General features: G+C 27.8%; 17 protein-coding genes and 1 riboswitch. Of the genes, 13 read left to right on the top strand and 4 right to left on the bottom strand.

Going from position 1 to position 26859, the window contains the following annotated elements:
- Positions 1 to 112 precede the first annotated feature (112 nt).
- The 8 genes from Q3304_RS04815 to proC all read left to right on the top strand — a co-directional run bounded on the left by Q3304_RS04815 (position 113) and on the right by proC (position 9709).
- On the top strand, positions 113 to 712 hold the full coding sequence (locus Q3304_RS04815) for a hypothetical protein (RefSeq protein WP_054269978.1): 600 nt from the start codon (positions 113 to 115) through the stop codon (positions 710 to 712).
- A 306-nt stretch (positions 713 to 1018) separates the two neighbouring features.
- Positions 1019 to 1125, top strand: a riboswitch (SAM riboswitch).
- Between the two features lie 116 nt (positions 1126 to 1241).
- Entirely contained in the window at positions 1242 to 2207 is a 966-nt protein-coding gene (locus Q3304_RS04810) for a methionine ABC transporter ATP-binding protein (protein ID WP_054269979.1), read from the top strand.
- Positions 2200 to 2856 (top strand): methionine ABC transporter permease, encoded by a 657-nt coding sequence (locus tag Q3304_RS04805; protein ID WP_054269980.1) that lies wholly within the window; start codon positions 2200 to 2202, stop codon positions 2854 to 2856. The genes Q3304_RS04810 and Q3304_RS04805 overlap by 8 nt, the downstream gene beginning before the upstream one ends.
- A gap of 36 nt (positions 2857 to 2892) precedes the next feature.
- A complete protein-coding gene (locus Q3304_RS04800; protein WP_054269981.1) occupies positions 2893 to 3684 on the top strand; it encodes a MetQ/NlpA family ABC transporter substrate-binding protein in 792 nt (263 codons plus the stop codon).
- Positions 3685 to 3831: 147 nt separating this feature from the next.
- Entirely contained in the window at positions 3832 to 6567 is a 2736-nt protein-coding gene (locus tag Q3304_RS04795) for a PAS domain-containing sensor histidine kinase (protein WP_054269982.1), read from the top strand.
- 106 nt (positions 6568 to 6673) lie between these two features.
- Positions 6674 to 7282: a DNA-3-methyladenine glycosylase gene (locus Q3304_RS04790; protein WP_054269983.1), complete on the top strand. Its 609-nt coding sequence runs from the start codon at positions 6674 to 6676 to the stop codon at positions 7280 to 7282.
- A 993-nt stretch (positions 7283 to 8275) separates the two neighbouring features.
- A complete protein-coding gene (locus Q3304_RS04785; RefSeq protein WP_407815283.1) occupies positions 8276 to 8866 on the top strand; it encodes a helix-turn-helix domain-containing protein in 591 nt (196 codons plus the stop codon).
- 39 nt (positions 8867 to 8905) lie between these two features.
- On the top strand, positions 8906 to 9709 hold the full coding sequence (gene proC / locus Q3304_RS04780; RefSeq protein ID WP_407815282.1) for a pyrroline-5-carboxylate reductase: 804 nt from the start codon (positions 8906 to 8908) through the stop codon (positions 9707 to 9709).
- A gap of 84 nt (positions 9710 to 9793) precedes the next feature.
- Here proC and Q3304_RS04775 read toward each other — a convergent pair whose 3' ends face one another.
- Positions 9794 to 10966 carry a DUF1002 domain-containing protein gene (locus Q3304_RS04775; RefSeq protein ID WP_407815280.1) on the bottom strand — a complete coding sequence of 391 codons (1173 nt, stop codon included), beginning with the start codon at positions 10964 to 10966 and terminating at the stop codon, positions 9794 to 9796.
- 266 nt (positions 10967 to 11232) lie between these two features.
- Here Q3304_RS04775 and Q3304_RS04770 point away from each other — a divergent pair, with 266 nt between their 5' ends.
- A complete protein-coding gene (locus Q3304_RS04770) occupies positions 11233 to 11706 on the top strand; it encodes a type I restriction enzyme HsdR N-terminal domain-containing protein (RefSeq protein ID WP_021384283.1) in 474 nt (157 codons plus the stop codon).
- A gap of 215 nt (positions 11707 to 11921) precedes the next feature.
- Here Q3304_RS04770 and Q3304_RS04765 read toward each other — a convergent pair whose 3' ends face one another.
- Both Q3304_RS04765 and Q3304_RS04760 read right to left on the bottom strand, forming a co-directional pair.
- Positions 11922 to 12062 (bottom strand): hypothetical protein, encoded by a 141-nt coding sequence (locus Q3304_RS04765; RefSeq protein ID WP_407815278.1) that lies wholly within the window; start codon positions 12060 to 12062, stop codon positions 11922 to 11924.
- A gap of 12 nt (positions 12063 to 12074) precedes the next feature.
- Complete coding sequence (locus Q3304_RS04760; RefSeq protein ID WP_176702483.1) at positions 12075 to 12230, bottom strand: hypothetical protein; 156 nt, start codon at positions 12228 to 12230, stop codon at positions 12075 to 12077.
- A gap of 185 nt (positions 12231 to 12415) precedes the next feature.
- Here Q3304_RS04760 and Q3304_RS04755 point away from each other — a divergent pair, with 185 nt between their 5' ends.
- The 3 genes from Q3304_RS04755 (at position 12416) to Q3304_RS04745 (ending at position 14886) form a co-directional block, all read left to right on the top strand.
- The gene (locus Q3304_RS04755) at positions 12416 to 13072 is read left to right on the top strand and encodes a pentapeptide repeat-containing protein (protein WP_054269987.1); all 657 of its coding nucleotides are present in this window, start codon (positions 12416 to 12418) and stop codon (positions 13070 to 13072) included.
- 347 nt (positions 13073 to 13419) lie between these two features.
- Positions 13420 to 13923, top strand: coding sequence for a hypothetical protein (locus Q3304_RS04750; RefSeq protein ID WP_054269988.1), 504 nt, complete (start codon positions 13420 to 13422; stop codon positions 13921 to 13923).
- Between the two features lie 45 nt (positions 13924 to 13968).
- Entirely contained in the window at positions 13969 to 14886 is a 918-nt protein-coding gene (locus Q3304_RS04745; protein WP_054269989.1) for a DUF11 domain-containing protein, read from the top strand.
- A gap of 93 nt (positions 14887 to 14979) precedes the next feature.
- On the opposite strand, the gene Q3304_RS04740 is transcribed toward Q3304_RS04745, so the two are convergent.
- Positions 14980 to 18411 (bottom strand): isopeptide-forming domain-containing fimbrial protein, encoded by a 3432-nt coding sequence (locus Q3304_RS04740; RefSeq protein ID WP_407814401.1) that lies wholly within the window; start codon positions 18409 to 18411, stop codon positions 14980 to 14982.
- A gap of 188 nt (positions 18412 to 18599) precedes the next feature.
- On the opposite strand from Q3304_RS04740, the gene Q3304_RS04735 reads away from it, so the two are divergent.
- Positions 18600 to 26681 carry a hypothetical protein gene (locus tag Q3304_RS04735; RefSeq protein ID WP_407814402.1) on the top strand — a complete coding sequence of 2694 codons (8082 nt, stop codon included), beginning with the start codon at positions 18600 to 18602 and terminating at the stop codon, positions 26679 to 26681.
- The last annotated feature ends 178 nt before the right edge of the window (positions 26682 to 26859 follow it).

Below are 26859 nucleotides of genomic sequence, written 5' to 3'. Positions count from 1 at the left end.
TTATATCTTGTTTAATTTTAGTAAATAAAAAATAAAAATATAGAAATACTAAGTTAAGAAAGAAATATATTTAAATTTTTTGTAATACAAAACATCTAGGAGGGTAATAAAAATGAAATTAAAAAGAACCTTATTTGTAGGACTAGCGTTAGTATTAGCTATAGGAATGACTGCATGTACTAAAAAAACAGAAGAACCAAGTGAGAATGCAGGGAAAAATCCCAATGAATCAGTAAATAATAATGAAGGTTATATGAATTATTATTCAACAAGCTATAATGATTATATAGCAGGTTTAAATAGATATTCTATTTATGATACTCCAGAGAGTATAAATAATCAGTTTAAGGATAAAGAATATCCAGGAAATGAAAAATATTTAGCTGATGTGAAGGCTGCATATAAAGATAGTAGAGATAAAATACAATCATTTGTAACATCTCTTAAAAAAGATGGTAAAACAGAAGATACAGAATTAAAGAAAATGAATGATGAATTAATAACTGAAGGTGAAAGATTAATAAAAGATATAGATGAGAGAATAAAAAAATTAGATAATGTATCTGATGAAGATATGAAAAAAGGTCAAAATGACTTTATGAAGATAGTTCATGGAACAGAAGATGTTGGAAATGATATAGGTAGTGGTTTTAGAAAAATGATAAAAGATATGAATGATAGACTAGGAATAACAGGAAATAATAAAAAATAATAGAGTAAATATCTAGTTAGAAAATAAAAAAGTTTTACAATATATAGAAGCCCTAAAAGTATTATCTTTTTTGGGCTTCATATTTTTTATATTAATGATAAATTAATAATTGTATAATATCATATAACTATTGAAAATACAAAGATTTAGACACTAGAAAGTCAATAAAAGATATCTATTTATTTTTAACTAAGAAAAACAAAAAATAAAAAATTTAAATAAATTTATTGACAAATATTATTAATGAATATATCATATATAACATAGCAACAAATGATAATCGAATTAAATTTTAAATTAAATAACGTCTTATCAAGAGTGGTGGAGGGACTGGCCCTTTGAAACCCGGCAACCAGTATATTTTATATACATTGGTGCTAAATCCTGCAACTAATATAGTTGATAGATGAGTATAAATAGCTTTCTAAGCCTGAGTTTATACTCAGGCTTTTATTTTGTTATATATAAATTAAAATACATAAGCGAGGATAAACATAAAAACTTAGCATAATAATAGGGAGGAAATTTTATGATTAGCATAAAAAATGTTAATAAGTATTATGGAAAGATTCAAGTACTTAAAGATGTAAGTATTGAAATAGAATCTGGAGAAATTTTTGGAATAATAGGTCATAGTGGAGCAGGAAAATCAACACTACTTAGATGTATAAATGGCTTAGAAGAATATCAAGAAGGTAATGTGCTTGTTTCAGATAAGGAAGTAAAGTCACTGAATGAAAAGCAAATGAGAGATTTAAGAAAAGAACTAGGCATGATTTTCCAACACTTTTCATTACTTGAGAGAAGAACTGTATTTGATAACGTAGCATTACCATTAGAATGTTTTGGATATACAAAATCAGAAATACAGAAAAGAGTTTTAGAGCTATTAGAAGTGGTTGGTATATCTGAAAAGAAAAATGATAAACCTAGGAACTTAAGTGGTGGTCAGAAACAAAGAGTTGCAATTGCCAGAGCTTTAGCACTAAATCCACAAGTACTTCTTTGTGATGAAGCAACTTCAGCATTAGACCCAAATACTACAAAATCAATTCTTTCATTACTTGAAGATATAAATAAAAAATTAGGAATAACAATAATTGTTGTAACTCATCAAATGGAAGTTATAAAACAGATTTGTGGAAGAGTAGCAATAATGGAAAATGGAGAAGTACTAGAGGTAGGAGATACAGAAGAGATTTTCTTAAGAAATACTAAGGGACTTAGAAAATTAATAGGTGAAGAAAGTATAATTTTACCAAAAGGAACAAATATAAAGATACTATTCCCTAAAGATATTTCTAATGACGCTATTATAACGACTATGGCAAGAGAACTAAATATAGATGTATCTATAATATTTGGTAAATTAGAACAATTTAAAGAAGATATTTTAGGTTCACTTATCATAAATGTTTCAGATAAAAGTGGGGAACAAGTAAAACAATATCTAACTAGTAAAGGCATAAGATGGGAGGAAATGATAAATGAATAGTTTAATCGACTTTTTAACAACACTATTTCCAAATGCATTGTTACAAACTTTGTATATGGTTATAGTACCAACTATAGTAGCAACAATATTAGGATTTATACTAGCAATCATATTAGTAGTTACAAAACCAGATGGATTAAAACCAAATAGCACAATAAATAGTGTTTTAGGGTTTATAGTAAATATATTTAGAAGTTTCCCATTTATGATACTTATAGTTGCAATGATTCCAATAACTAGATTAATCGTTGGAACAAGTATAGGGGAAACTGCTGCAATAGTACCAATAACTATTGGTGCAGCACCATTTATCGCTAGAATTATAGAAAGTTCGTTAAATGAAGTTGACAAAGGATTGATAGAAGCTGCAAGATCTTTTGGGGCTACAAAGAGACAAATAGTATTTAAAGTTATGATAAAAGAAGCTATGCCTTCAATAGTATCTGGAATTACATTATCAATAATATCTATACTTGGTTATACAGCTATGGCGGGTGCAGTAGGAGCTGGAGGATTAGGTAATGTAGCACTTATTTATGGATATCAAAGATTCGATACAGCAGTAATGGTGTATACAGTAATAGCACTTGTAATATTAGTTCAGATAATACAAGGTATAGGAAATCTAGCTTACAAGAAACTAAAATAATTTAATCATAAAAACTTTAAAGAGGGGGAGTAAAAAATGAAATTAAAAAAATTATTATCAGTAGCATTGGTGTCAGCAATAGCAATATCAGCAGTTGGTTGTTCAAACAAAGAGGATAAGAAAATACTAGTAGGGGCTTCATCAAATCCACACGCAAAGATACTGGAAGTAGCAAAACCTTTATTAAAAGAAAAAGGGTATGATTTAGAAGTAAAAATATTTGATGACTATGTACTTCCAAACACAGCTTTAGATGAAGGTTCTTTAGATGCAAATTTCTTTCAACATATTCCATTTTTAGAGGAAACAGTTAAGGAGAAAGAATATAAACTTACGTATACAGCTAAAGTTCATATAGAGCCAATGGGCTTCTATTCAGAAAAAGTTAAGTCATTAGATGAAATAAAAGATGGAGCAGTTATAGCTGTACCAAATGATGCAACTAATGGAGCTAGAGCGCTTAAATTATTAGCAAAAAATAAAATAATAGAAGTAAAAGATGGAGAACTTATAACTAAAAAAGATATAACTAAGAATCCTAAAAATATACAAATAAAAGAAATGAATGCAGAGCAATTACCAACAGTATTAAAGGATGTTGATGGAGCAGTTATAAATTCTAATTATGCTTTAACAGCTAACTTAAATCCTACTAAGGATGCTATAGTAATAGAGTCAAGTGATTCTCCATATGTGAATATAATAGCTTGTAGAGAAGATAATAAAGACAGTGATAAGATGAAAGCTTTATCAGAAGCTATGAACAGTAAAGAAGTTAAAAAATTTATACAAGATGAATATAAAGGAAGTATAGTTCCAGCTTTTTAAATTGAATATACAAAATCTATAAAATGAGTAAAATTAAAAATATTTACTCATTTTTTTTTATAACTAGAAAGTGACAAATTTTTTGGAAGAATTGTGGTAACATATTTATAGGTAAAACTATATAAAAATGAAGAAGTGGTGGGGAATATGGAATCTAAGGGAACTTTAAGCAAGAATAAGGTCTATATACTAGCTAATGGGGTATTTTTGATTATTGCACTTTTAAATATAAATTTGTATACAGTTTCTATAAATATGTATAGGATAATTTTACTTTGGATATTTGGATACTCTATAGTTTATATAACTAGTTTTAAAAAAGACGAATTTATAAATATATTAAAGTCAGGGTGTCTCGTATTAGTTTTTGTAAGTATTTTAGGCGTAGCAGATTTAAAACTTCAAACATTCCAAATTGTATTACTAAATTTAAGTATAATTAATATGTCTACTTTTATATATTTAACCATTTCTAAAGTAAAAAATTTGAGAATAAGCCCTGTATTAATCTTTTATAGTGCTTTTGTCATAGTAGACTATTTTATAAGAAATATTTTTAGTGATTTTAACTGGAATATGATTATTATATTAGTTAATATTGTCGTGTCGTTGTTTAATTTGATATATTTATTGAATAAACTTGATAGCACAGTTGAACACTATAAGTTAATAAAAGATTTATCATATTTTGCTTTTTTTACAACTATTATAGGATTTATAGCAATTTATTTTAGTGTAGTAGATACAGAGAGATTAATAGGAGTAGTGTATTTATTATTATGTAACCACACTTATTATGTATATGTATACAGTCTCAATAATAGAATAGTATATCCATATTACGAGCTTGATTATATAAATAAAAAATTAAGTAGAAAGTCAGAGCAATTAAGTAAGATAAATTTAGCTATAGAAAAAGATATGACTATACAAAGAACACTAAAGAATTATATAGACCAAAGGAAAGAGTTATTGAGACAAGCTCTTGATACAATACCAAACGTATGGATAGTAACGGATTATGATTTTAATATAAGTTATACAAATAATAAGTTTAAAGATGAATTTTCAAAAGATATGAGTAATTTTTATAAAATATTAACTTTTGTCAAAGAAGATAAAAATGTAGCTGAAAAATTAAAAAAATTTGACAATGATATAAGTATAATCGACAAGCAGGTAGAATTAAATGATAAAATCTATTTGTTGAGTTTAAGTAATAATAAAGATGAAAGTAATTACTTAATAAGCTTAAATGATATTACAAATGAAATCAAAATGGATGAGGAAATAAGACATATAAATAAAGATTACAAAAACATTATATTAAATATTCCATCCCCTATACTTGTGAGGAGTGCTGAAGGTGGTATAAAGAAGAATAAGATAATTAGTATAAATAAGAAATATGAAAAGAGTTTTAGATGTAATTCCAGTGATTTAGTTGGTATGACATTAGAACAGTATTTTGAAACTTTCAATATAGATTTCTTTGATAATAGAGAATTTAAAAGATTAAATCTTACACAAGAAAAGAAAGCTGAAATAGTAAGTTACAATGATACAGCAAACTGTATAGTTAATTTTGTAATGTCTGATATAGATGGTGAAGACCGTGTTGAAGAAGTTAGAGTTGGAGACTACTGGTCAGATAATAAGCTATTTAAATTGCTTACATTTAGAGATATAACTAAAGAGATAAATATACTTAGAATAGCAAATGAACAAAAGATAATATACGAAAAATTACTTGATGCTATACCAGAGGCTATTTTTCTTGAAGATTTAAGTACATCAAGAGTTCTATATACAAATAGAGCTTTTAGAGAATTATTTGGAATTTCTAGTGATGTATTAGGAGCCACAACGCAAAAATATAGAAATATATTAGTAAAAAAATACATAAATAATTTAAATATAGGAGAGAGAGAAAAGAGCATTCACATAGTAAACGAAAATAATCATATTAGAGAAGTAAAGATGATATCAAGAACATTGTATTTTGGACAAAAGAGAAGTAGAGTTAGAATTATTAAAGATTTGAGTGTACAAAGAGAGTCTGAAAGACTTAAGAAAGCACTAATAAAACAGAGACAATATGACCAAATGAAGATGGAGTTTTATGCTAATATATCTCATGAACTTAAGACTCCTTTAAATAATATATACAGCTCAGTTCAACTTGTCGAAAATCTTTATAAAAAAGGAAAAATAATAGATTTTCAGAATATACTAAAAGAACATATACAAATAACTAAACAAAATATGTTTAGATTATTGAGATTAATAGATAACATAATAAATATTTCTCAAGTTAAGTCAGAGATATATAAGATTAAAGCAGTTAATTTTGATATTATCGATATAACAGAAAGAATAGTTACATCTATTAGCAGTTATGCTAGGTCTAAGGGAATAGATTTGATTTTTGATACAAATGAGGAAACTATGAGGGTAGGGCTTGACCCAGAATCTATAGAAAGGATAATATTGAATATATTATCAAATTCTATAAAGTTTACTTTAGAAGGTGGAGAAATTCTTGTAGGTATCTATAAAAAAGGTGAGACAGTAGAAATACTTATAAAAGATACTGGAATAGGTATAGAAAAAGATAAATTGAGTGACATATTCAATCGATTTAAACAAATTGAAAATAGTGGTATATCAAATGAATTTGGAAGTGGGATAGGATTGTGTCTTACAAAATCATTGATTGAAATTCAAAATGGGGAAATTTACATAGACAGCAAAGTAGGAGAAGGGACTGAAGTGAAGATTATATTCCCAATTAAAGAAGTGGTTGAAGAAGTCTATGATAATTCAAATTATAATGACAATATTGAAAAATTCGAAATAGAATTTTTTGATATATACAAATAATAAATATTGAAATCTATTATTTGTATACAATCATAAAATAAGTTGATTTTATTTATGTTTTTAGCTAGACTTAGTTTATTGCAAATAAATTTTATGAGGTGAAGTTTTGGAAAAGGATTTTTTTAGAAAAAATGGTATTGATTTAGCCAAATCAATATTAGGCAAATATCTTATAAGAAAGTATGAAGATAAAACAATCGTTACTAAAATCATAGAGACAGAAGCCTATATGGGTATAAATGACAAAGGAGCACATGTATATGGTGATAAAAAAACCGACAGAACGAAGCCATTATATTTAGATGGTGGGCATATATATGTTTATTTAATTTATGGGATGTACAACTGTTTAAATTTATCAGCAAATGTAGAAAACACACCAGAGTGTGTATTAATAAGAGGTGTAGAACCTATAACTTCTTTAGATGAGATATCTATAAATAGATACAATAAATCTTATAATAATTTGAGTAAATATCAAATAAAGAATATTACTAATGGGCCAGGAAAGCTTTGTAAGGCTCTAAAAATAGATAGAAGTCTAAACAGCAAGAGTATAATGGGTGAAGAATTATATATAAGTGATTTTTATTATGATGATGAAGGAGTAAAGGTATTTAGTAAGGATGATATAGATATAAAAACTAGTAAGCGTATAAATATAGATTATGCAGAAGAGGCGAAAGATTTTTTATGGCGTTTTTATATAGAATAAGTCTTTATGTAAGTGAGATATATATTTATTAAGTGAGATATATATTTATAGGAAAAATTTTCTATAGATATATATCTCACTTTTTTTACATAATTTTTAATTTAATAAAAATAAATTTATGAATTACAGACATATTTTAATAAATTTATAATTATTTTACTAATATAAATAAAGATATATTTTGGCGAAATTAGCGATTAAAATTAATTTTTTCTCTGTATTTTATCAAAAATGATAAAACTTGTATAGATAATTAACTTATTTTATAAGTAATTAATTAATTATTAAAGAATGAAGAAATTTTGACAAAAAAAGAAATTCTATTTAGAATAGAGATATGTTTAAAAGAATCCTATAAAGATGATGTTATATTTCTTATAGTAAGCAATTCTTATTAAATAAAAAATTAGATAATGTATTTTAAGAGGACATAAAGCACTTCAATAACACTTGACAATCTAAAAATTGACAAGTCTGTATCTAAAAAATATGTATAATATTAAATTGTAAAATAGAAGATGTTGCAGAGTAAAAAAAGACATTGAATAGATGTCATTAAATTGTAAGATTATGTTATAATTATAAAAAAGGATGTAATAATGTGTAGAAATAATAATATAATAATTTGAATTTTTAATAATTAAATTTAAATAAGACATGCAACATATAAAATATAATTTAGATATATTGATTAGATAGGATATATTAATAAGATTAATACATTAGTATGAATTATTTTGATAATATATTGAATCATATTAATAACTTAAGTTTTATTATATAAAAAATAAATACTTATAAAGAATAGATATTTAGTTAGCAAAGTTATATAAAAATATGTGAAAAATAAATCTTAAAAATATAGACAAAACAAAAATAATAAATTATAGTAATACTAATGAAATTTTTAAAGAGTGAAATAAAATAGGTATAATAGCCTATATTTATATTTTTGTATTTATATTATGAAAAAATTAAAATTATTTAGGGGTGATGGTTTTGAATAAGGACATAGGAGCAAAAATAAAACAACTTAGAACTCAAAAACAAATGACACTGAAAGATATGAGTGAAAAAACAAACTTATCAATTGGTTTCTTGTCACAGCTTGAAAGAGGATTGACAAGCGTAGCAACAGATTCCTTAGGAAAAATAGCAAGTGTATTAGATGTAGAATTAACATACTTTTTTATGAAGCCAAAAGAGCATAAAAGAGCTGTATTGAGAAGTTATGAGAAAGAAGTGTTTGATGTAGAAAATTCAACATTTATACATTATCATTTATCATCTAATTTAAAAGAAAAAACAATGTTGCCAAGACTAATTGAAATTCTTCCAAGTAAGAGTAATGAAGATATTTGTTGTTATGTACATAAAGGTGAGGAGTTTGTGTACGTGCTAGAGGGTACTCTTACAGTATTTTTGGGTGATGAGCAAATAGAAATGTATCAAGGAGACACAATACACTATAATAGTGAAAAGAACAATCATAATTGGGTTAATTACACTAATAAATTAGTAAAGATTTTGGTTGTAAGTATCCCAAATCCATTTGAGAAATCTGATACAATTAAAGAAGTTTAAATTTTAACTATTAATATTAGCTAATAAGGAGGTACTATAGTGAAAAAAATTGGATTCATAGGTGCAGGAAATATGGCAAGCGCTATGATAGGAGGGATAGTAAATTCAAAATTAGTTGAACCTGATATGGTTATAGCATCAGCATATAGTCAAGGAACTCTTGATAGAATATATAAAAGTTTTGGAATAAAAACTACAAAAGATTCAAAGGAAGTAACTAGAAATTCTGATATAGTGATTGTAGCTGTTAAACCAGATATATATGATGATATTTTAGAAGAGATAAAAGATTTTATAGATGATAGTAAAATTATAGTTACAATAGCAGCAGGAAAATCTATAGAAGATATAGAGTCAATAATAGGAAATGATAAGAAAATAGTTAGAACAATGCCAAATACTCCAGCTCTTGTAAATGAAGCTATGTCTTCTCTTTCTATAAATAGAAATATAAACAATGAAGACCTAGAAGCAGTTACAGAAGTATTTAATTCTTTTGGAAATACTGAAGTAGTGCCAGAATATCTTATAGAAGCAGTAATTGGAGCGAGTGGTTCAGCACCAGCATATGTATTTTTATTTATAGAAGCTATGGCAGATGCGGCAGTAATTGCAGGTATGCCAAGACAACAAGCATATAAATTTGCATCACAAGCAGTTATGGGTTCTGCGAAAATGGTACTTGAAACAGGAAAACATCCTGGTGAGTTAAAAGATATGGTATGTTCACCTGGAGGAACTACTATAGAGGCAGTTAAGGTACTTGAAGAAGAAGGTTTTAGAGCCTCTGTTATAAAAGCTATATGTGCATGCATAGATAAATCTAAAAAGATTAGTGAATAATAAAAATTTATTGCAAAGAAAAAGAATTGCCTTTCATAGAAAATTTCTATTTTAGGCAATTCTTTTTCTTTATTTATTTAATTTTTAAAATAAGCCTGAAAGCCAATTTTTTATTTTTTCAAAAAAACCAACTGAATCATCGTTATTTGATTGATTTTCTGAATTATTTGTGTCCTCGTTATTTGATTGAGAGTTATCTTTATTTTCATTGTTAGTTGTATTATCATTTTCTGAGTTATTTGAATTACTATCATTATTTGAATTAGTATTATCTTGTGGATTTATTTGAACACCTTCTGTAGAGTTTATTACAGCATTAGAGCCAAGAGACTCATCATTAGTGTTATTTAAGATTCCTAAATCTTTTTTATCTCCACCTGAGAATAAACCAGAGAACCAGTCTCCTATTCCACTAAACCATCCACCAATAGTGTCTAATATACCAGAGCCTTTAACACTTTCACCTAATTTCTTTAATTGCTCATTTACATTATCTGATACATTGTCCAATGTATTTTTCATGTTATTGTAATCATAATCTTGGTCAGCTATTTTTTTCATTACACCTTTAATTTGTTCTTTTTGCTCTGGTGTAATAGTAATATTGTAATTATTTACAACATTGTTTATTGTATTTGCTATTTGATTAGTATCTTTTGTTCCATTTTTTACAATTTCTGTTTTTATATCATTCATTACAGCAGTTGCTTTTTCCTGGCCTATATCATCTCCTAAATCACCTGTAACTACCAATTCTTCAGAAGCAATCTCTTTCTTTGTCTCATCAAGTTTCTTTCCTGAAGCATCTTCAAATGCCTTCATAATTCCTGTTAATGCACCAGTACCACTTACAGGATATGGAGCAGCAGCGATAACATTTGCATCTTCAAGTCCAGCTGTTGTAAGTGTTGAAGCAATCATTGAGCTAGTTACCCAAGTTAAATTTGCTGTTTTAACATTAATTCCATTTCCTTTTTTAGTAGGTTCAACATATGAACAAGATATAGTAACTTTTCCAAGCTGACCTTCTGTTGCAACACCTTGTAAATATTGTCTTTCTTCTGCATTTGTTACATCTAAAACTAAGACTTGGTCTTTTTTTACTCCAAAGTAATTAAGCATTTGTTGCTTTTGAGATTCTGATAAGTTAGCTCCAAGTGTAACTACATTTGTGCCATCTGCATAAGAAAGGTTCATACTTCCAAGTACAAGCATCGTAGATACGATAATAGAGCTAATTTGTTTTTTAAACTTCATAATATTCCTCCTAGATTTAACATACATTACATTTTCAAATATACTTTTTATTAATATATTGAATAAAAATATGTGCTACATTTCTATTATACTAAATATAAACTATTTTTTAAATCAATGCGATTACAAGATTGTAATAAAAAAGGGAATATAAGGAAGATAATAAAAAAATAATTTTTGTAAGAGATTGAAAAAACAATTAATGTAGTATACTATAATATAGAAATGATTATGATAATGTTATAGAATCGGAAGGAGAAAAATAAATGTCAAAAGAATTAGTAAAAGACAGAGTAATAAAATATTTAATAGAAGACTTATTAGTACCTCAGGATATGATTGATACAAATGTTGAATTAGCGGAATTTGAAGAAGGCGCAGAAGGAGTTTTAGATATTATTGTAAATGTTAAAGATGAGGAAGACTATTATGCACCTGTAATGATAGTACAATGTTTGGATGAAGATGTAGAGCTAGAAGGCGAAGTTTTACAAAAACAAATAGAATTTTTAGAAGAAGTGGATAATATAACTATGTCAGGTAGATTAGTTTTAACTAATGGGGATGCTATGATGTATGCTGATTGGAGAGGCGAAGAATACGATACTGAGGCAGCTCTTCCAACTTATGATATAATGGTAAAAGAGTTTAATGAAATGGAACAACAGGTCAAAGAATTAGAAGAACATCACCATCACGATGAAAATTGTGGATGCGGATGCAATCATCATGAAAATTAAACATTAAGCATATATATTAAAAGGGGCTGTCGCATGAGCAAATTAAATTTGTTCTGTGATAGCTCTTTTACCTATCTTAATAAGTACATTTTTAATTATTTTATATAAAAATAATACATTCTGATAGAATATTTTCTTTACCTCTGCTTAAAAATCTTCTGAAATTCATATTTTGTTTTACTTGAGTGAAAGCTATACTTCTATTCATCCTAAATTTATACCCCTGCGGGCTTATAATTCTTTTTAAGTTTTCTTTTCTCATGGAATAACTTAGATACTTGTAAGTTTTTAGTTCTATTCTCAAGAGAAATCTTACTATTACTGCCATTTATACTGGCAATTACTACACTCTTCACAAGTGTAGCAAGTTATTTTACTTTTATAGCCTGTTTTTGATTTCCTTTAGTAAATTCTAAATCATCTATGTTTTTGTCTTCTAAAATTTCTTGTATTTTATATAAAATCATAGCATTATTCCATGCATATTTACTAGAAGTATCTTTATTGTTAAATTCATCATTCATTTTACAAATCTCCTAAGTTTAATTATATTATATCAAAAAGACAGCATTTTATTATTATAAGTAATATATAATAAAGTTGTTATGGCTGAGATTATATGTTAATATTAGAAATAATTATATAAAAAATAATTATTATCAAGTGTATATACTTATAAGTATATGAACTTTTAAATTACGGAGGAAGAATGAATAATACGCAAAAGATAGAGACAGGATTAAAATACAATAAAGCAAAAAAAATGGACAAAAACTTTATGTATCAAGACTTAAAAAGAAGTAACTGTTATAACACTGATTTTTCAAATTCAAACTTTAATTTTACAAGTTTAAGAGGAGCTCACTTTAAGTCTTGTAACTTTTATGGGTGTACGTTCAAATCAGCAGAAATAATAGGAGCAAACCTAAAAAGAAGTAAATTTAAAAATGCGAAATTTGAAAATACTATATTTGAAGGAGTTAATTTAGAAGAAGTAGATTTTTCTGGTACTAAATTTAAAAACGTAATATTTTTAAATACAGATATAACTAAAGCTAAAAACTTTGATATAAATTCACCTCAAATAAAAGTATTTAAAGCAATGCCTATTATAGAGATGAGTGAAAGATTAGAAAATGCAATAAAATTTGCAATGGAAAATAAGTATGTTAAAAAATCAAGAACTTTAGATACTAAAGATGGTGGCATTAATTATATAAGTATAATGGTACTTTTAGAAAACTTTAAAGAAAAACAATTAATAGATGGATTGACATTAATTGGAGAAAGAATAGATAAGGAATTTTGTACACTAAGTTATATAATGAAAAATTTAGAAGTTTATAAATCTGAAGGTATATTATAATTTATGTCAAAATATACTGTAAAATGTTATCCCCTACAAAGAAGGTAGCATTTTTTTATACAAGGGTCTATCCAAAAAAGATAGACTCTTTTTTGTTAGATAAATAAAAAAATACCACATGAAATAATTATTATATAATACCCAACATTTAGTATATATACTAAAGTAATAACTTGAAAAAATATTAAGCAAGGGAGTTAATGTGAAAAATATATAGATGATACAAGACTTTTTGGTTATTTAGTATTAATAGTTTTAATATTATATAATATATTAATAGGTAGAGAATACCACATTATAAATTTTTCATTGTATTGAAGAATACACTAAAAGGGAGAAAAAAGAATATGGATTATAGTATAGGTGAAATGACATACAATATATCTTGCTTTGGAGAATTACATCCACTAAAATATTTTAAACAATTTACTACATATCAAAATATACAATTATCTAATAAAAAGTCTAAAGATTATAGAATAGAATATACAACTCCATCTATAGAAATATACTCATTAAAATTATGTGATACAAAAATAGTGGATACAATAAAAGGAACTTCATTAGAAGGGCAACATTTAAGTGGGAAAAATCTTATTATATTGGGTAATATTAATATGAGTTTAATATTAAAATATGAAAATACCAACAAAAAATGTAAGCGTAATAAACATAAAAAAAATAAAGTATTAAATATTATGTTGCCATTTAGTACTTTCATAGTTATCCCAAATTATGATAGTAATGAGGAAAGAATTAATCTTAGATACTTTGTAGAAGACGTAAGTGTAAAGCTCAATCAGAGTAAAATATTTGTAAGTGTAACTATGTTAATGCAATATTTAGAGTAATAATAATCTAATATCTAACAGACATAAATAGAAAAGAGTGATGTAATGAAGGTAATAAATGAATGTAGGATAGACTTTCAATATAGATTATCACCTAAAAGTCCTGTAATAGTAAAGACTATCTGTAGTAATGTAGTTTCTACTGATATAGTAAAGGATATATTAAAGATAGAAAAATATGTAGATAAGAAACATTCCTATTCTTTTGATATAGTAACATATACAGTTTGCATTTCAAATGTTAGTAAGTATATTGTAACTAATGCATTTTTTCAAGATAAAATTCCAACAGGGACAAAATTTATAAATAACTCAGTAACTATAAATAGTATAAAGAAATATTTCATAAATCCAGAAAAAGGGTTTAGTTTGCATGATATTAATTCAGGAAAATGCATAATAATAACATTTAAAGTTATAGTATTACCTCATTATCTCTGTAATACAATAAAAAATTGCTCCACTATAGAACATGACTATATTTACAATATTGAGATGTCTCCCACTAGAGTAGTAATGAAAAGTAATAAAGTGAACACACATGTTGAAAATAAAGTATTTAAATCATTACAAGTGGATAACAATATAAAAATATCTCAAAGAATAGATAAAATAATCGATATAAAAGTAAAAGTAAATATACTAGAAACAAAGGTTGTTAATACTCCTGCTAATGATGTATATAGAAAACAAAATTCTGATGTATGCACCTTTATTATTTTAGGTAACATAGAATACGAAATAAATTATAAACTAAAATGTAAAAAAACTAATAGAAAAAACAAAAACCAAAAAATGAAAACTAAAATAAGTGTTTTTGGATTTTCTTGTAACATGCTTGTACCTATTGGTATTACCTATTTAAATAAAGATAATATAAAAATAAATATTGAAAATACATCAACAAGCCAAATTTATAAAGGTAAATTGTTTGTTAGCTCAAATATATTACTATATTATTAAAACCATCGAATATTATCAAGTATAATCGATGGTTTTTTATAATAAAGAAATAAACTGTATAGTATTTATAAATACTCATGATAGAAGATATTTTTAACTAGGATCTATATTTAAAACTGTCTTACTTGGATATGGATTAGTTTGTGATGTAACAGTAATAAAAAAATCATACCTAACACCTAATGGTTGATTAGAAGGAATGACCGCATCTAGTTCTATTAATTTGCTGCTATTAGGAGGTAAATTTGTTAATTGAGGTAAAGTTGCTTGATAAAGTGTATTAGTAGGTACATCAGTTATTTTTGTACCATTAATGTACAGTGTATAAGAAATAGCTACTTTTTGTATAGTTATTGAATAACTGTCATAGCCTCCACCAGTGTTTTTAAAATAATTTAATATAACTGCAGTATTGCCTGCAGGTGTAACAATATATGATGTTGAATCATCTATTTTATTAGCTGGATTTGGCAATAATGAAACTCCAGGGACTAAAGAGCAAGTTATAGTGTTACTTTGTTCACCACCATATATTTTAGTAGGCGATATATCATTATAGTAAGAAACAGCAGTTGCCTGAGTAGTCATTGAAGAACCAGAGACCAACATTAATTGAGGTATTACTGTAAAAGTTACATATCCAGACATAGATGGACCTAACTGTGGTATTGAAATAACAACATTTTTTGTAGAACTATTATAGGTTGCATTACAGAATGAAGTTGTGTTTATAGAAGTAAATAAGAAATTATTATTTATAGGAATTTGTATAGTACCATTTACTAAATTTACTAAACTATTATTTTGGAATATAAGTAAAAATTGCATAACAGAATTAGTACTTATACTAGCAGTTTGGTTATATATAGTAGAAGTGGTTTTATCTGTTGCACTTAATGTCATTACTAAGTTTGGATGATTCACTGTTATAGCTAATGTATTAGAAACTGTGGTATAACTACCACCTTGAATTTGTTGATATAGGCATTGTGCAATATTATTTTGTGTAGAAGTTAATGCACCAATACTCTTAGTTGCACTAATTATTCTACAGGTCATGTTGTAAGCTATTGTTTGTGATGATACTCTGGCATCTATTGTTCCTTCAGTAGGTAATGTAACTGTATAAGATGATACTGTTGGTATTATAGATACACCGTTTTTAAATGCAGAACCTACATAAGATTGACCTCCATTTGGAAGAACATCCTTTACATATAGTCCATATGCAATGGTACCTTGAGGAATAGTCACTGTAATTGTGTAGGTTATTAAAGAGCCAACCTTAAATGTAGATGCGATATTACTTTTTGATACTATTATGTTAGCTGAAGAGATTTTAACTGATGCACTTTTATTAAGATTAGAATATTGGTAGTTATCTGAATAATCATCATATTCTTGAGAATATGGATTAGTATTAGTTGCTGTAGTGGTAATACTTACTCCTGGAGCCATGACTGAGCTTATAGTTACACTGTATGTTAAAGTGATAGATTGACCTGGAGCAAGTTTATCAATACTAACAATAATACTATTATCTTCAATTTTAATTTCATCATAACTACCTGTTCCATTAACTATTAAGCTATTTTTCTTAAGAGTAAACCAGTTAGATAAAGTATCATTAAGAGTAAAATTAAATGCATCTGTTTCTGTTCCTAGTGTATTAGTATTTTTTATAGTAACTGTATATGTGTAGATTTCATTAGATTTTATAACTGTTGTGTTAGGACCATTAACAGTCTTAGTTAATTGAATATTAGGGGTGCCTAGATTAAAGTTTACTTGTGCACGATTGCTATAGGCATATCCATAGGTATTTATTCCTTTTAGTTTCATTAGATTAGCATTTTGGCCAGAAGAACCAAGTTGTTCTATTTGTACTTTAAAACTAATAGTAGCAGTAGTTAAGCCAGGTATATTTCCATAGAAGAAATCCACTCCATGGGGACTTATTAGTTTAGGTTGAGATACAGGATTATAACCAGTGTAGTTGTAAGTTAAGTTGGTTATAGGATTAGATGATAATGGGAAAAAGTCATCTATATAAACTTGTTTTTGAGTAGCTTGTAATGTAGATGCATTGTAAGTTAATAAATACTCAGCAAAATCTCCAGGAGCTAAAGAATTTATTGTTTTAGAGGTTCCATTTTTATAGTATCCTTTAACAAACTGTTTGGTAATTGTTCCTACACTTATACTTGAAGATACACTAGAATTATCAGTGACTTGAGTTAATGAACCTACAAGAGTACCTGTAATATCAGTAGTTGAAGTAAAAGGATCAGAAGCTACGACAGCTAGATTTATGTTATTTGTATCAAATTTATAAATATAAAAACTATTAATTTTTGCACTTATTGTTACAATCTGTGTAGAGTTTTGTGGCATAAAAGCAAAGTTGTAAGTTAGATAATATCCTTTCATTGTAGAACTATTTGCCACTGATGTTGGATTAATAGAGCTAGATAGATAAAGGATTCCATCAGGTAACAAATAATGAACTAATACATTTTGTATATTGTAATATTGCCCAACCTTATATACATAGGTGTAAGTTACTGTATTTTGTATATCAACTATAGATTTACTTGTAGAAGTAGCTATTATCAAATCCATTGCTGAAAAACTAGTAGTACTGCTAGAACTGGCTGTTACTTGAGGGTTTGCTGATATCATACTAATGTACATATTCAATGTAGTACCATGAACAATATAATTTCCTTGATTACTGTTATATTGATTCCATATTGCAAAATTAAAATTTAAAGTAGTATTGCTACTTACTGAAAGATTTACATTACTATAATAAAGTTGAGTATACATTTTATTATTAATACTAACCAAGTTAATAGTAGGAGTTGTAAATTGTGATGCATCAGTACCTAAAGTAGTAACATTTCCTATATATCTAATTCCATCATCTAATAGTATTGTTATATTAACTAAGGATGAAGAATTTGAATTATTATAAAACTTGCAAGTAGCAGTGCTAACTTGAGTATAATCATTTAAAGTGAGTAGACTACCTGCACCTTTTAATACTTTTCCAGGTGTAGTAATAGTACTATTAAACATTATTGTTTGAAAAGACATAGCTATACTATTAGTAATTACTACATTACCTATATCATAGCTTCCTCTAGGCATAGTATCTGCTTGACAAGATACACTTATTCCAGAAAATATATATCCAAATGGTATTACAGTTCCATTTTTAAATTTAGTATTACACTTAACAGTGATACTAAAAGTGAAATTTACCTCCATAGGTGCAAGGTCTTTCATATTAATCCAAGAGTATGTGATGCTATTATCCGCATTTGTTATACTAGATGTTTGTGAAAAAGTAGATGTCGAAAGGACCAGACCATCAGGTATTGTAATAGTAAGACCTAGATTATAAAATCTTTGCACAGTGCTGAGATTTTGTATAGTAATACTAAAAGTAGAAGTATTTCCTATTATTATAGGAATCTTTTGAGTATTACTTACAATAATATTTAACATGTTTGAGTCCATTAAATCACTCCTTTAAGTTTATTAATAAATTATATTCAAGATAAATATACATATTTCGATAAAAAAATATTTGTTTTAATTAAAAATTTAATTTTTAGGAACTAAAAAATTACTACTTTAATATAATATACAGTAATTATTAAAAATGATAATGTAAAATTAAAAATATTCTTTGCAAGGAGGTAAACATGTCACTAACACCACGTTTTAAGGCAATAGATAAAGCTATTTTAGTGGGTACAGGAAACAGTTTAGTTGTATGTGGTAGTAGTACAGCTTTAACAGTAAATACATCTGATTTAATTATGCCTAATGGAACAACAACAAGAGATTGGACTAAAGCAGGAAGTTCTGCAAATTTAAATATATTATCAAACAGTAAAGTATTATATGCAGAGCTTGTTTGGTATTCTACAGTGACTAGTAGTGTATCAGGGGCGCAAAGTGTTAGCAGTATTCAAGATAGCGCAATAACTTTTACAACTCCACAAGGAATATATTCCATAATACCTAAGTATATGGATACTTATAATGGGCCAACAGGAAATGTTGATAGATACAGAGCTGCAGATGTAACAACATATGTTCAGGCAGCACTATCAGGAAGTTATACAGTATCAAATGTACCAATAAGTGTACCCTCTACAGGTCTAAGTAATACAAGAGCAGGATGGACATTAACAGTAATATATAGAAATGATTTATTTAAACCTCAAATGATTCTTTATAACTCTGGTATATCAGTAGCAACTACTAATACACCATTACAAATGACGATGTCTGGATATACAACTAGTACAGATCCATCAATGTTAAAAGGCAATATGTTTATTGCTTGTGCAAATGGTTCTCCACTTGATGGAAATGAATATGTAGAAGTGGGACCATCTTTTGCTCAATTAAGTAATGTTGGTAACTCAGTTTTTTCACCAAATACTAATCCTGGGACATCACCAAACAATCCAGAAAATAATTTCTTTAGTGGAGTAATAAATGTAGCAGACCCTACAAGCTCTAGTAATGGTTTACTAAATATTTCAGGAACTAATGCAACTAATAACAATGATGGGTTTGTACCTACACAACTTGTAGGAGCAAGAAATAAATGGGATATTGTAGATGTAGATATTTCAAATACATTAATTACAAATCAATCATTATTAGCTACTCAAATAACTGAAAGTGTATCTGGAGATGGAGTACAAATAGTAGCTTTTGGTACTCAAGTATTTGCTCAAGCACCTGATATTACAGCCTATTTGGAGCTATATGATATAGATGGTGATGGAGAATATAACACTGAGGTTGGAGAACAATTAGTATTTTCAGTTCAAATAAAAAATAATGGAAGTATTATTGCTAACAATGTTATATTATCTACAACTTTAGACCCATCAGTTAGCTTTGTTCAAAACTCAGTTATAGTAAACAATCAAACTATTCAAGGTGGAGATATTACAAAGGGTGTAAATATAGGAAGTATTCCAGCTTATGGGACTGCTAATGTTAATTTTACAGTTAAATCAAATTCATTGCCTACAACACCAGGCAATTTGATATATGATACTGTAAATTATAGTTACCAATTTACATCAGGTCAAAATACTATTACAAACAATGCAAATACAAATACTGTTCAAATAATGGTTCAAGAAGCTCTTTTAAATATATCAAAATCAGCTTCAGCAAGTACTGCAAATATTGGAGATACTGTAACATATACAATAAATATAACTAATACAGGTAACATAGTTGCAACAAATATATTATTCCAAGATAAAATTAATCGATATTCTTCCTTTGTTACTGGAAGTGTAACAATAGATGGTACAACAGATATAACAGATGACCCAACAGTAGGTATATCTTTACAAGATTTAGCGCCAGGAAGTAGCACACAAATATTATTTCAATCAAAAATAAATTCATTACCACCATCAACAAATATAGATAATTTTTCATGTGTAAGTTTTGGGTATAGGTATAATCAATATGGTTATATAAGAGAAAAGACTATATTTAGTAATCATACTAGTATACAAGTGGGATATGTAAATGTAATAGGCGAAAGGTGTAATAATAATAATTATCCTAATATTGGCGATACAGTAACTTATACTTTAAGCTTAAGTAATGTAGGAAATCAACCAGCTTCTAAATTTCAAATATCTGAGCCAACAATACCTGGAACTACATTTGTAAGTGACAGCGTTCAAATAAATGGAGTAACTCAATCAGGGTTAAATCCTTTTACTGGATTTGTATTACCAAATCCTATAAATTCTCAAGCAACTACAAATATTAGCTATCAAGTTAAAGTAACACAACTTAATCCAGCAAATACAATACAAAATATAGCTCAAGTTCCATTTAAGTATCAAATAACACCTACATCTAGTGTGGTAACTACAGAGCAAGATTCTAATATAGTTGATACTATAGCTAATTATGTATGTATGAATATTGTTGAAAGTGTGGATAAAGATTATGCAATAATAGGTGATACATTATATTACACTGTAAATATTACTAATAATGGTAATATTAATGCAACTAATACTATGTTTTTATCAAATATTCAATCAGGCACAACTCTTATACCTGGAACGGTTACAATTAATGGTGTGTCATATTCATCATATAATCCAAATCAAGGATTTCTTCTTGGAACAATATGTGCAAGTGATACTATAGAAGTAACATACCAAGTTAAGGTTAATTCAGTTCCTACTCCAAACATTGTATATAATCAAAGTGATTTAGTATATAGCTATCAACCAGACCCTAACAATAGTGAACTAAAGGGATCTATATATAGTAATACTGTACAAACAACAGTAAATCAAGTGGCTTATACAATTACAAAAACTGTAAATAAACACTACGCTCAACTAGGGGATTCATTGGTTTATACAACGACTATTCAAAATACAGGAACAGTACCTTTAACAAATGTTGTATTCGCAGACTATATAGGTGTTTACATGAACTTATATCCAGAGACTGTATATATTAATGGAGTAAATTATCCAACATATAATCCTACTCAATCATTCCCTGTAGGAGATATTCATCCTGGTGATACTGTAATAGTTGTATTTGCGACTACAATAGTTGTAAATCCACCTGTGGGATATATACCAAACTATTCAGAAGCAATAATAAACTATCAGGTAAATCCAACTTCGCCAGAAGTTACTAAGACTATATACTCTAATACAGTTGTAACCTATGATCCTGTAGGCTCACTAAGCTTAACAAAGAGTGTAGATAAAGCATATGCAACGGTAGGAGATACCTTAACTTACTCATTTACAGCTACAAATAATGGTACTGCTATTATATCTAATGCAACCTTTACAGATACTCTTCAACAAGAAGCAACTTTAGTAGCAGGTAGTGTAGTAGTGAATGGAGTATCAAAATCAAATTATGATCCAACACAAGGTTTCTCATTAGGGGTTATGAATGTTGGGCAAACAATAACTATTAGTTTCAAAGTGACTGTAAATAATACACCTTCACCAAATGTTATAAAAAACAGTGCAACAGCATCTTATAGTTATTATATAGATCCATCACAACAACCAGTAACTAACAATATAACAAGTAATACTGTTACTACAACAATCAATTCTTATTCAGCAACAATAACAAAAATAGTAGATAAATCTTATGCAATGCTAGGAAATACATTAACTTATACTGTTACAGCAAATAATACAGGAACAGTACCTTTAACAAATGTTAATTTGGTAGATATTATTGAAAATGGAGCTACATTTGTACCTGGTTCAGTTGCAGTAAATGGTGTAAGTACAGGATATTCAAATGCTAATCCTAACAATGGATTTACTATACCTAATATAAGCCCAGGTGGTAGAACTATTGTAACTTTCCAAGTTACAATAACTAGTATTCCAACACCACCACAAATAAACAATACTGCTAGTATGAACTTCCAATACCAATTAAGTCCTACAGGTCAATATATTAGTGGAAGTTTAACAAGTAATACAGTTACTACAAATATTGTAACTATGTCTGTTACTAATACAAAGACTGCAGATAAAAGTTATGCAACCTTAAATGATACAATAACTTATACTTCAGTAATAACTAATAATGGCAATGAAAGTATTGTAAATACAACGTTCTTAGATATAATACCAAGTAATACAACTTTTGTAATAGGCTCAGTTATGATAGGCTCAACAGCACAATCATCTTATGACCCAAGTAAAGGTTTTTCATTAGGAACTATTGCAGCTGGAGCATCTGTAACTATAAGTTTCCAAGTAAAAGTAGCTAGTGTACCAAGTAGTGGATACATTACCAATACTTCAAATCTAAGCTATCAATACACTGTTGGAACAGAGAGTATATCTTCTAATACGACAAGTAATGCTACTATAACTTATATTAACTATGGAAATATAGCTGTTACTAAATCAGCAGATAGAACTATTATAAAATTAAATAACATAATAACTTATACTGTAGTAATAGCTAATGTTGGAAACACAGTATTAAAGAATATTAACTTTACAGATATCATTCAGGTGGAATCATCTTTTGTTTCAGGCTCTGTATATATAAATGGAACTAACATGTCAAGCTATAATCCAAATATAGGATTTAGCTTAAATGATATACAGGTAGGACAACAAACTACAGTAAGGTTTGAGGTAACTGCCAATTCAATACCAACAAATAATGAATTGTTAAATACAGCTACAATAGATTATTCTTACTATGTTAATCCTACTGGTAGTGCAATAAATACAAGTGCAAGTTCTAATACGACTACTATTTATGTTTATGATACTATAATATCAGCAGATAAATCTGTAGATAAATCAATAGCTAAAATAGGAGACACTTTAAACTTTAGTATAACTATTACTAATGATGGTAATGTTAATGCAACAAATGTACAGTTCTTGGATATCTTGGACTCTAATATTAAGTTAGTAGCAAACTCAGTTTATATAGGTACTACTCAACAAACTGGCGCTGACCCAAGTCAAGGGTTCTCTCTACCAAACATTGTTCCAGGAACACCTGTAACAGTTAGTTTCCAAGCAACTGTACAGACTAGACCAACAGGCAATATTATCTACAACCATGCTACAATAACTTACGATTACACAAGTGGAGAAACTTATACTGGTATTCAAATTAAAACTAATACTACACAAACTTATGTTGCAGTAGGTGAATTAACTCTTACAAAATCAGTTAATAAAACTTATGCTACTGAACCAGATAGCTTAACTTATACAGTAATAGTTAAAAATACAGGCTCTGTAAACGCTACAAGTTTAAACTTTAAGGACTTAGCACCAGCATCAACAGTATTTAATATAAATTCTGTGGTAGTAGATGGGACACCACAATTAAGCTATGACCCTACAGTAGGATTTAGCTTAACTGATTTAGCGCCTAATCAATATCATACAGTAACATTTAGTGTTAATATAACTTCTATACCTACAAGTGGAGAAGTAGATAATACAGCTTCTACAACTTTTAATTATCAGTTAACACCATCAGATAATCAACAAACAATGACTGCTACTTCTAATATGGTTAAAACATATATACAATTAGGAGTATTAACACTTACTAAATCAGTAGATAAGACATATGCAACTATAGGAGATACATTAAACTATTCAATAACAATCAATAACACAGGTAATGCAAACTGTACTAATATACTATTTAAAGATATTATACAATCAAATGCTCAGCTTATAAGTGGTTCAGTAGTAGTAAATGGAATCTCTCAACCTAATGCTGATACAAATGCAGGATTTAATATACCAGATATTGCTGGATACTCAAGTGCAACAGTAACTTTTTCAGTAAAAGTTAGTACAATGCCATCTACTGATAATATCTACAACACAGCTACAGCAAATTATGGATACTATATAAATCCATCTAATCCACTAGTTACAGTTCAAAGTACAAGTAATACTGTGTCTACAGCAATAAATGTAGGTTCATTATCAGTTACTAAGAATGTAAATAAAGCATATGCTACTATAGGAGATACAGTGGCTTATACAGTTACTATTGTAAATACAGGTAATGTAGTAGCTAACAATGTTAACTTTAGAGATGTGATACCAAGTGGATTAACTTTTATTACTAACTCAGTAAGTATAAATGGAATATCATACTCTGGTTATGACCCATATGCTAGTTTTACATTAGGAAATATTGCTCCTGGTGCTACAGTGGTAGTAAGCTTTAATACTACAGTGACATTATTACCAAATCCATCATTGATTAGCAATATAGCAAATGTTACTTTTTCATATTTAATAAATCCATCAGAATCATATATATACTCTCAAGTTAGCTCTAATACTGCACCCACTCAAATAAATGTAGGATTAATAACTCTAACAAAGAGCGTAGATAAGTCATATGCAACTATGGGTAATGTCTTAACATATACAGTAGTTGTAGCTAATACTGGAAATGTTGATGCTAAAAATGTAAATTTTCTTGATAACTTACAATCAGATGTAACTTTTAATAGTGGAACAGTAACTATAGGAGGAGCACCTTATACAAACTATGACCCAACTCAAGGGTTTACTTTGGGTACGATACCAACACTACAATCAGTTACAGTACAATTTACAGTAACTGTAATAAATAATCCGACTCACGATTCTGTAATAAACTATGCTATAGGAACATTTAACTATTATGTAAATCCAAATGGATCTCTTTATAGTAGTTCTTATCAGTCTAATACTACAAGTACAATAATAGTTCAGCCTAGTTTAACTTTAACTAAGAGTGTAGATAAGTTATATGTAACTTTAAACAATACATTAAATTATAGTGTATTAGTTAAAAATACAGGAAATACACCTATATCTAATATATTATTTACAGATTTCTTATCAAATGGAGTAACATTTGCAAATGGAACTGTAATAATAGATGGTATAAGTTATGCAAACTATAATCCAATAGGAGGATTTACTTTACCAAATAATTTAGTAGCTGGGAATACCTCTTTGGTTCAATTCCAAGTTACAGTAAATAGCACATTACCAACACCACCAATAGTTACCAACTACGCAACATCAAGTGGAAGTTATAATATAGGCTCAACTCCATATCAAATATCAGCAACATCAAATACTGTAACTACTAATATTAACTTGGGGCAATTAACAAATACTAAGACAGTTGATAAGATGTATGCTAAGGTGGGAGATACAATAACGTATACCTCAACTATAGTAAATAGTGGTAATGTTATTTCAAATAATCTACAATTCTTAGATATATTACAATCATCATTAACTTTTGTTACACAAACTGTAACAATAAATGGAGTAACTTATCCATCACTAGACCCAACCGTTGGATTTACTTTACCAAATCTGGCTCCAGGTCAAACCGTAATTGTAGGATTTAGTGCTAAGATAAACACTTTACCAACACCATCATATATAACTAACACTTCACAAGTTCAATTTAGTTACTATATATATCCTAATGGGACACCATTGACTTACACTCAACATAGTAATACAGTAACAACCAATGTAGTATTAGGTAAGATAAATGCAGTGAAAATGGTAGATAAATCAATTGCAACAATTGGAGATATACTAACTTATACAGTAACTTTGACAAATGTAGGTAATGTTATAGATAGTAATGTAATGTTCCAAGATACTCCTTCAACTGGTGTAACATTTAATGAAGGAAGTGTAGTTATAAATGGAGTAACAAATTCATCAGCAGACCCAACAAAAGGATTTAGCCTTGGAAGTATTGGAATAGGTAATGTTGTTACAGTGGTATTTACAGTAATAGTAACTTCAGTTCCTTCTACTAACCAAGTAATAAATCAAGCTGTAATACCATTCCAGTATGTTGTTGATCCAAAACAATCATCATACAGTGATACAGCTTATTCTAATGTTGTAGCTACTAATATTGCATATGGCAGTTTAAGTGTAAATAAGTCAGTAGATAAGAAATATGCAACAATAGGAGATATAATAACTTATACTGTTAAAATAGTTAATAATGGTAATGTTAATGCTACTAATGTAGTATTTCTAGATCCAACGCCAGCTAACTCAGTATTTGTTTTAGGATCAGTAACTATAAATGGAGTAGGAGATAAAACTCTTAACCCATCAGCTGGATTTAACTTAAATATTATGGTTCCTGGCCAAATAATAACGGTTATTTACCAAGTTCAAGTTGTAAATTTATGTTAGTGAAATAAAATAGATTATTTTAGCCCCTTAAAGATAAATCTTTGAGGGGCTATTGAGTATATTAGATGGTTATGAGGTAGCACCCTTTTCTAGTGCGATAGCCCCTTTTTTAGACATATATCATTCTAAAAACTAAGGATATAGCAAGATATAATAAAATAAATTATATATATGGGGA

Origin of the sequence: Clostridioides sp. GD02377 (genome assembly GCF_045899875.1) — a bacterium.
GTDB lineage: Bacteria > Bacillota > Clostridia > Peptostreptococcales > Peptostreptococcaceae > Clostridioides > Clostridioides difficile_A.
This window is presented reverse-complemented; position numbering and strand designations above follow the sequence as displayed.

Coding starts and splice junctions, on each gene's coding strand:
- Q3304_RS04735 (WP_407814402.1), top strand. CDS start 18,600: ATGTCACTAACACCACGTTTTAAGGCAATAGATAAAGCTATTTTAGTG.
- Q3304_RS04770 (WP_021384283.1), top strand. CDS start 11,233: ATGTCAAAAGAATTAGTAAAAGACAGAGTAATAAAATATTTAATAGAA.
- Q3304_RS04775 (WP_407815280.1), bottom strand. CDS start 10,966: ATGAAGTTTAAAAAACAAATTAGCTCTATTATCGTATCTACGATGCTT.
- Q3304_RS04795 (WP_054269982.1), top strand. CDS start 3,832: ATGGAATCTAAGGGAACTTTAAGCAAGAATAAGGTCTATATACTAGCT.
- Q3304_RS04750 (WP_054269988.1), top strand. CDS start 13,420: ATGGATTATAGTATAGGTGAAATGACATACAATATATCTTGCTTTGGA.
- Q3304_RS04760 (WP_176702483.1), bottom strand. CDS start 12,230: ATGAATGATGAATTTAACAATAAAGATACTTCTAGTAAATATGCATGG.
- Q3304_RS04810 (WP_054269979.1), top strand. CDS start 1,242: ATGATTAGCATAAAAAATGTTAATAAGTATTATGGAAAGATTCAAGTA.
- Q3304_RS04755 (WP_054269987.1), top strand. CDS start 12,416: ATGAATAATACGCAAAAGATAGAGACAGGATTAAAATACAATAAAGCA.
- Q3304_RS04805 (WP_054269980.1), top strand. CDS start 2,200: ATGAATAGTTTAATCGACTTTTTAACAACACTATTTCCAAATGCATTG.
- Q3304_RS04740 (WP_407814401.1), bottom strand. CDS start 18,411: ATGGACTCAAACATGTTAAATATTATTGTAAGTAATACTCAAAAGATT.
- Q3304_RS04815 (WP_054269978.1), top strand. CDS start 113: ATGAAATTAAAAAGAACCTTATTTGTAGGACTAGCGTTAGTATTAGCT.
- Q3304_RS04745 (WP_054269989.1), top strand. CDS start 13,969: ATGAAGGTAATAAATGAATGTAGGATAGACTTTCAATATAGATTATCA.
- Q3304_RS04785 (WP_407815283.1), top strand. CDS start 8,276: ATGGTTTTGAATAAGGACATAGGAGCAAAAATAAAACAACTTAGAACT.
- Q3304_RS04800 (WP_054269981.1), top strand. CDS start 2,893: ATGAAATTAAAAAAATTATTATCAGTAGCATTGGTGTCAGCAATAGCA.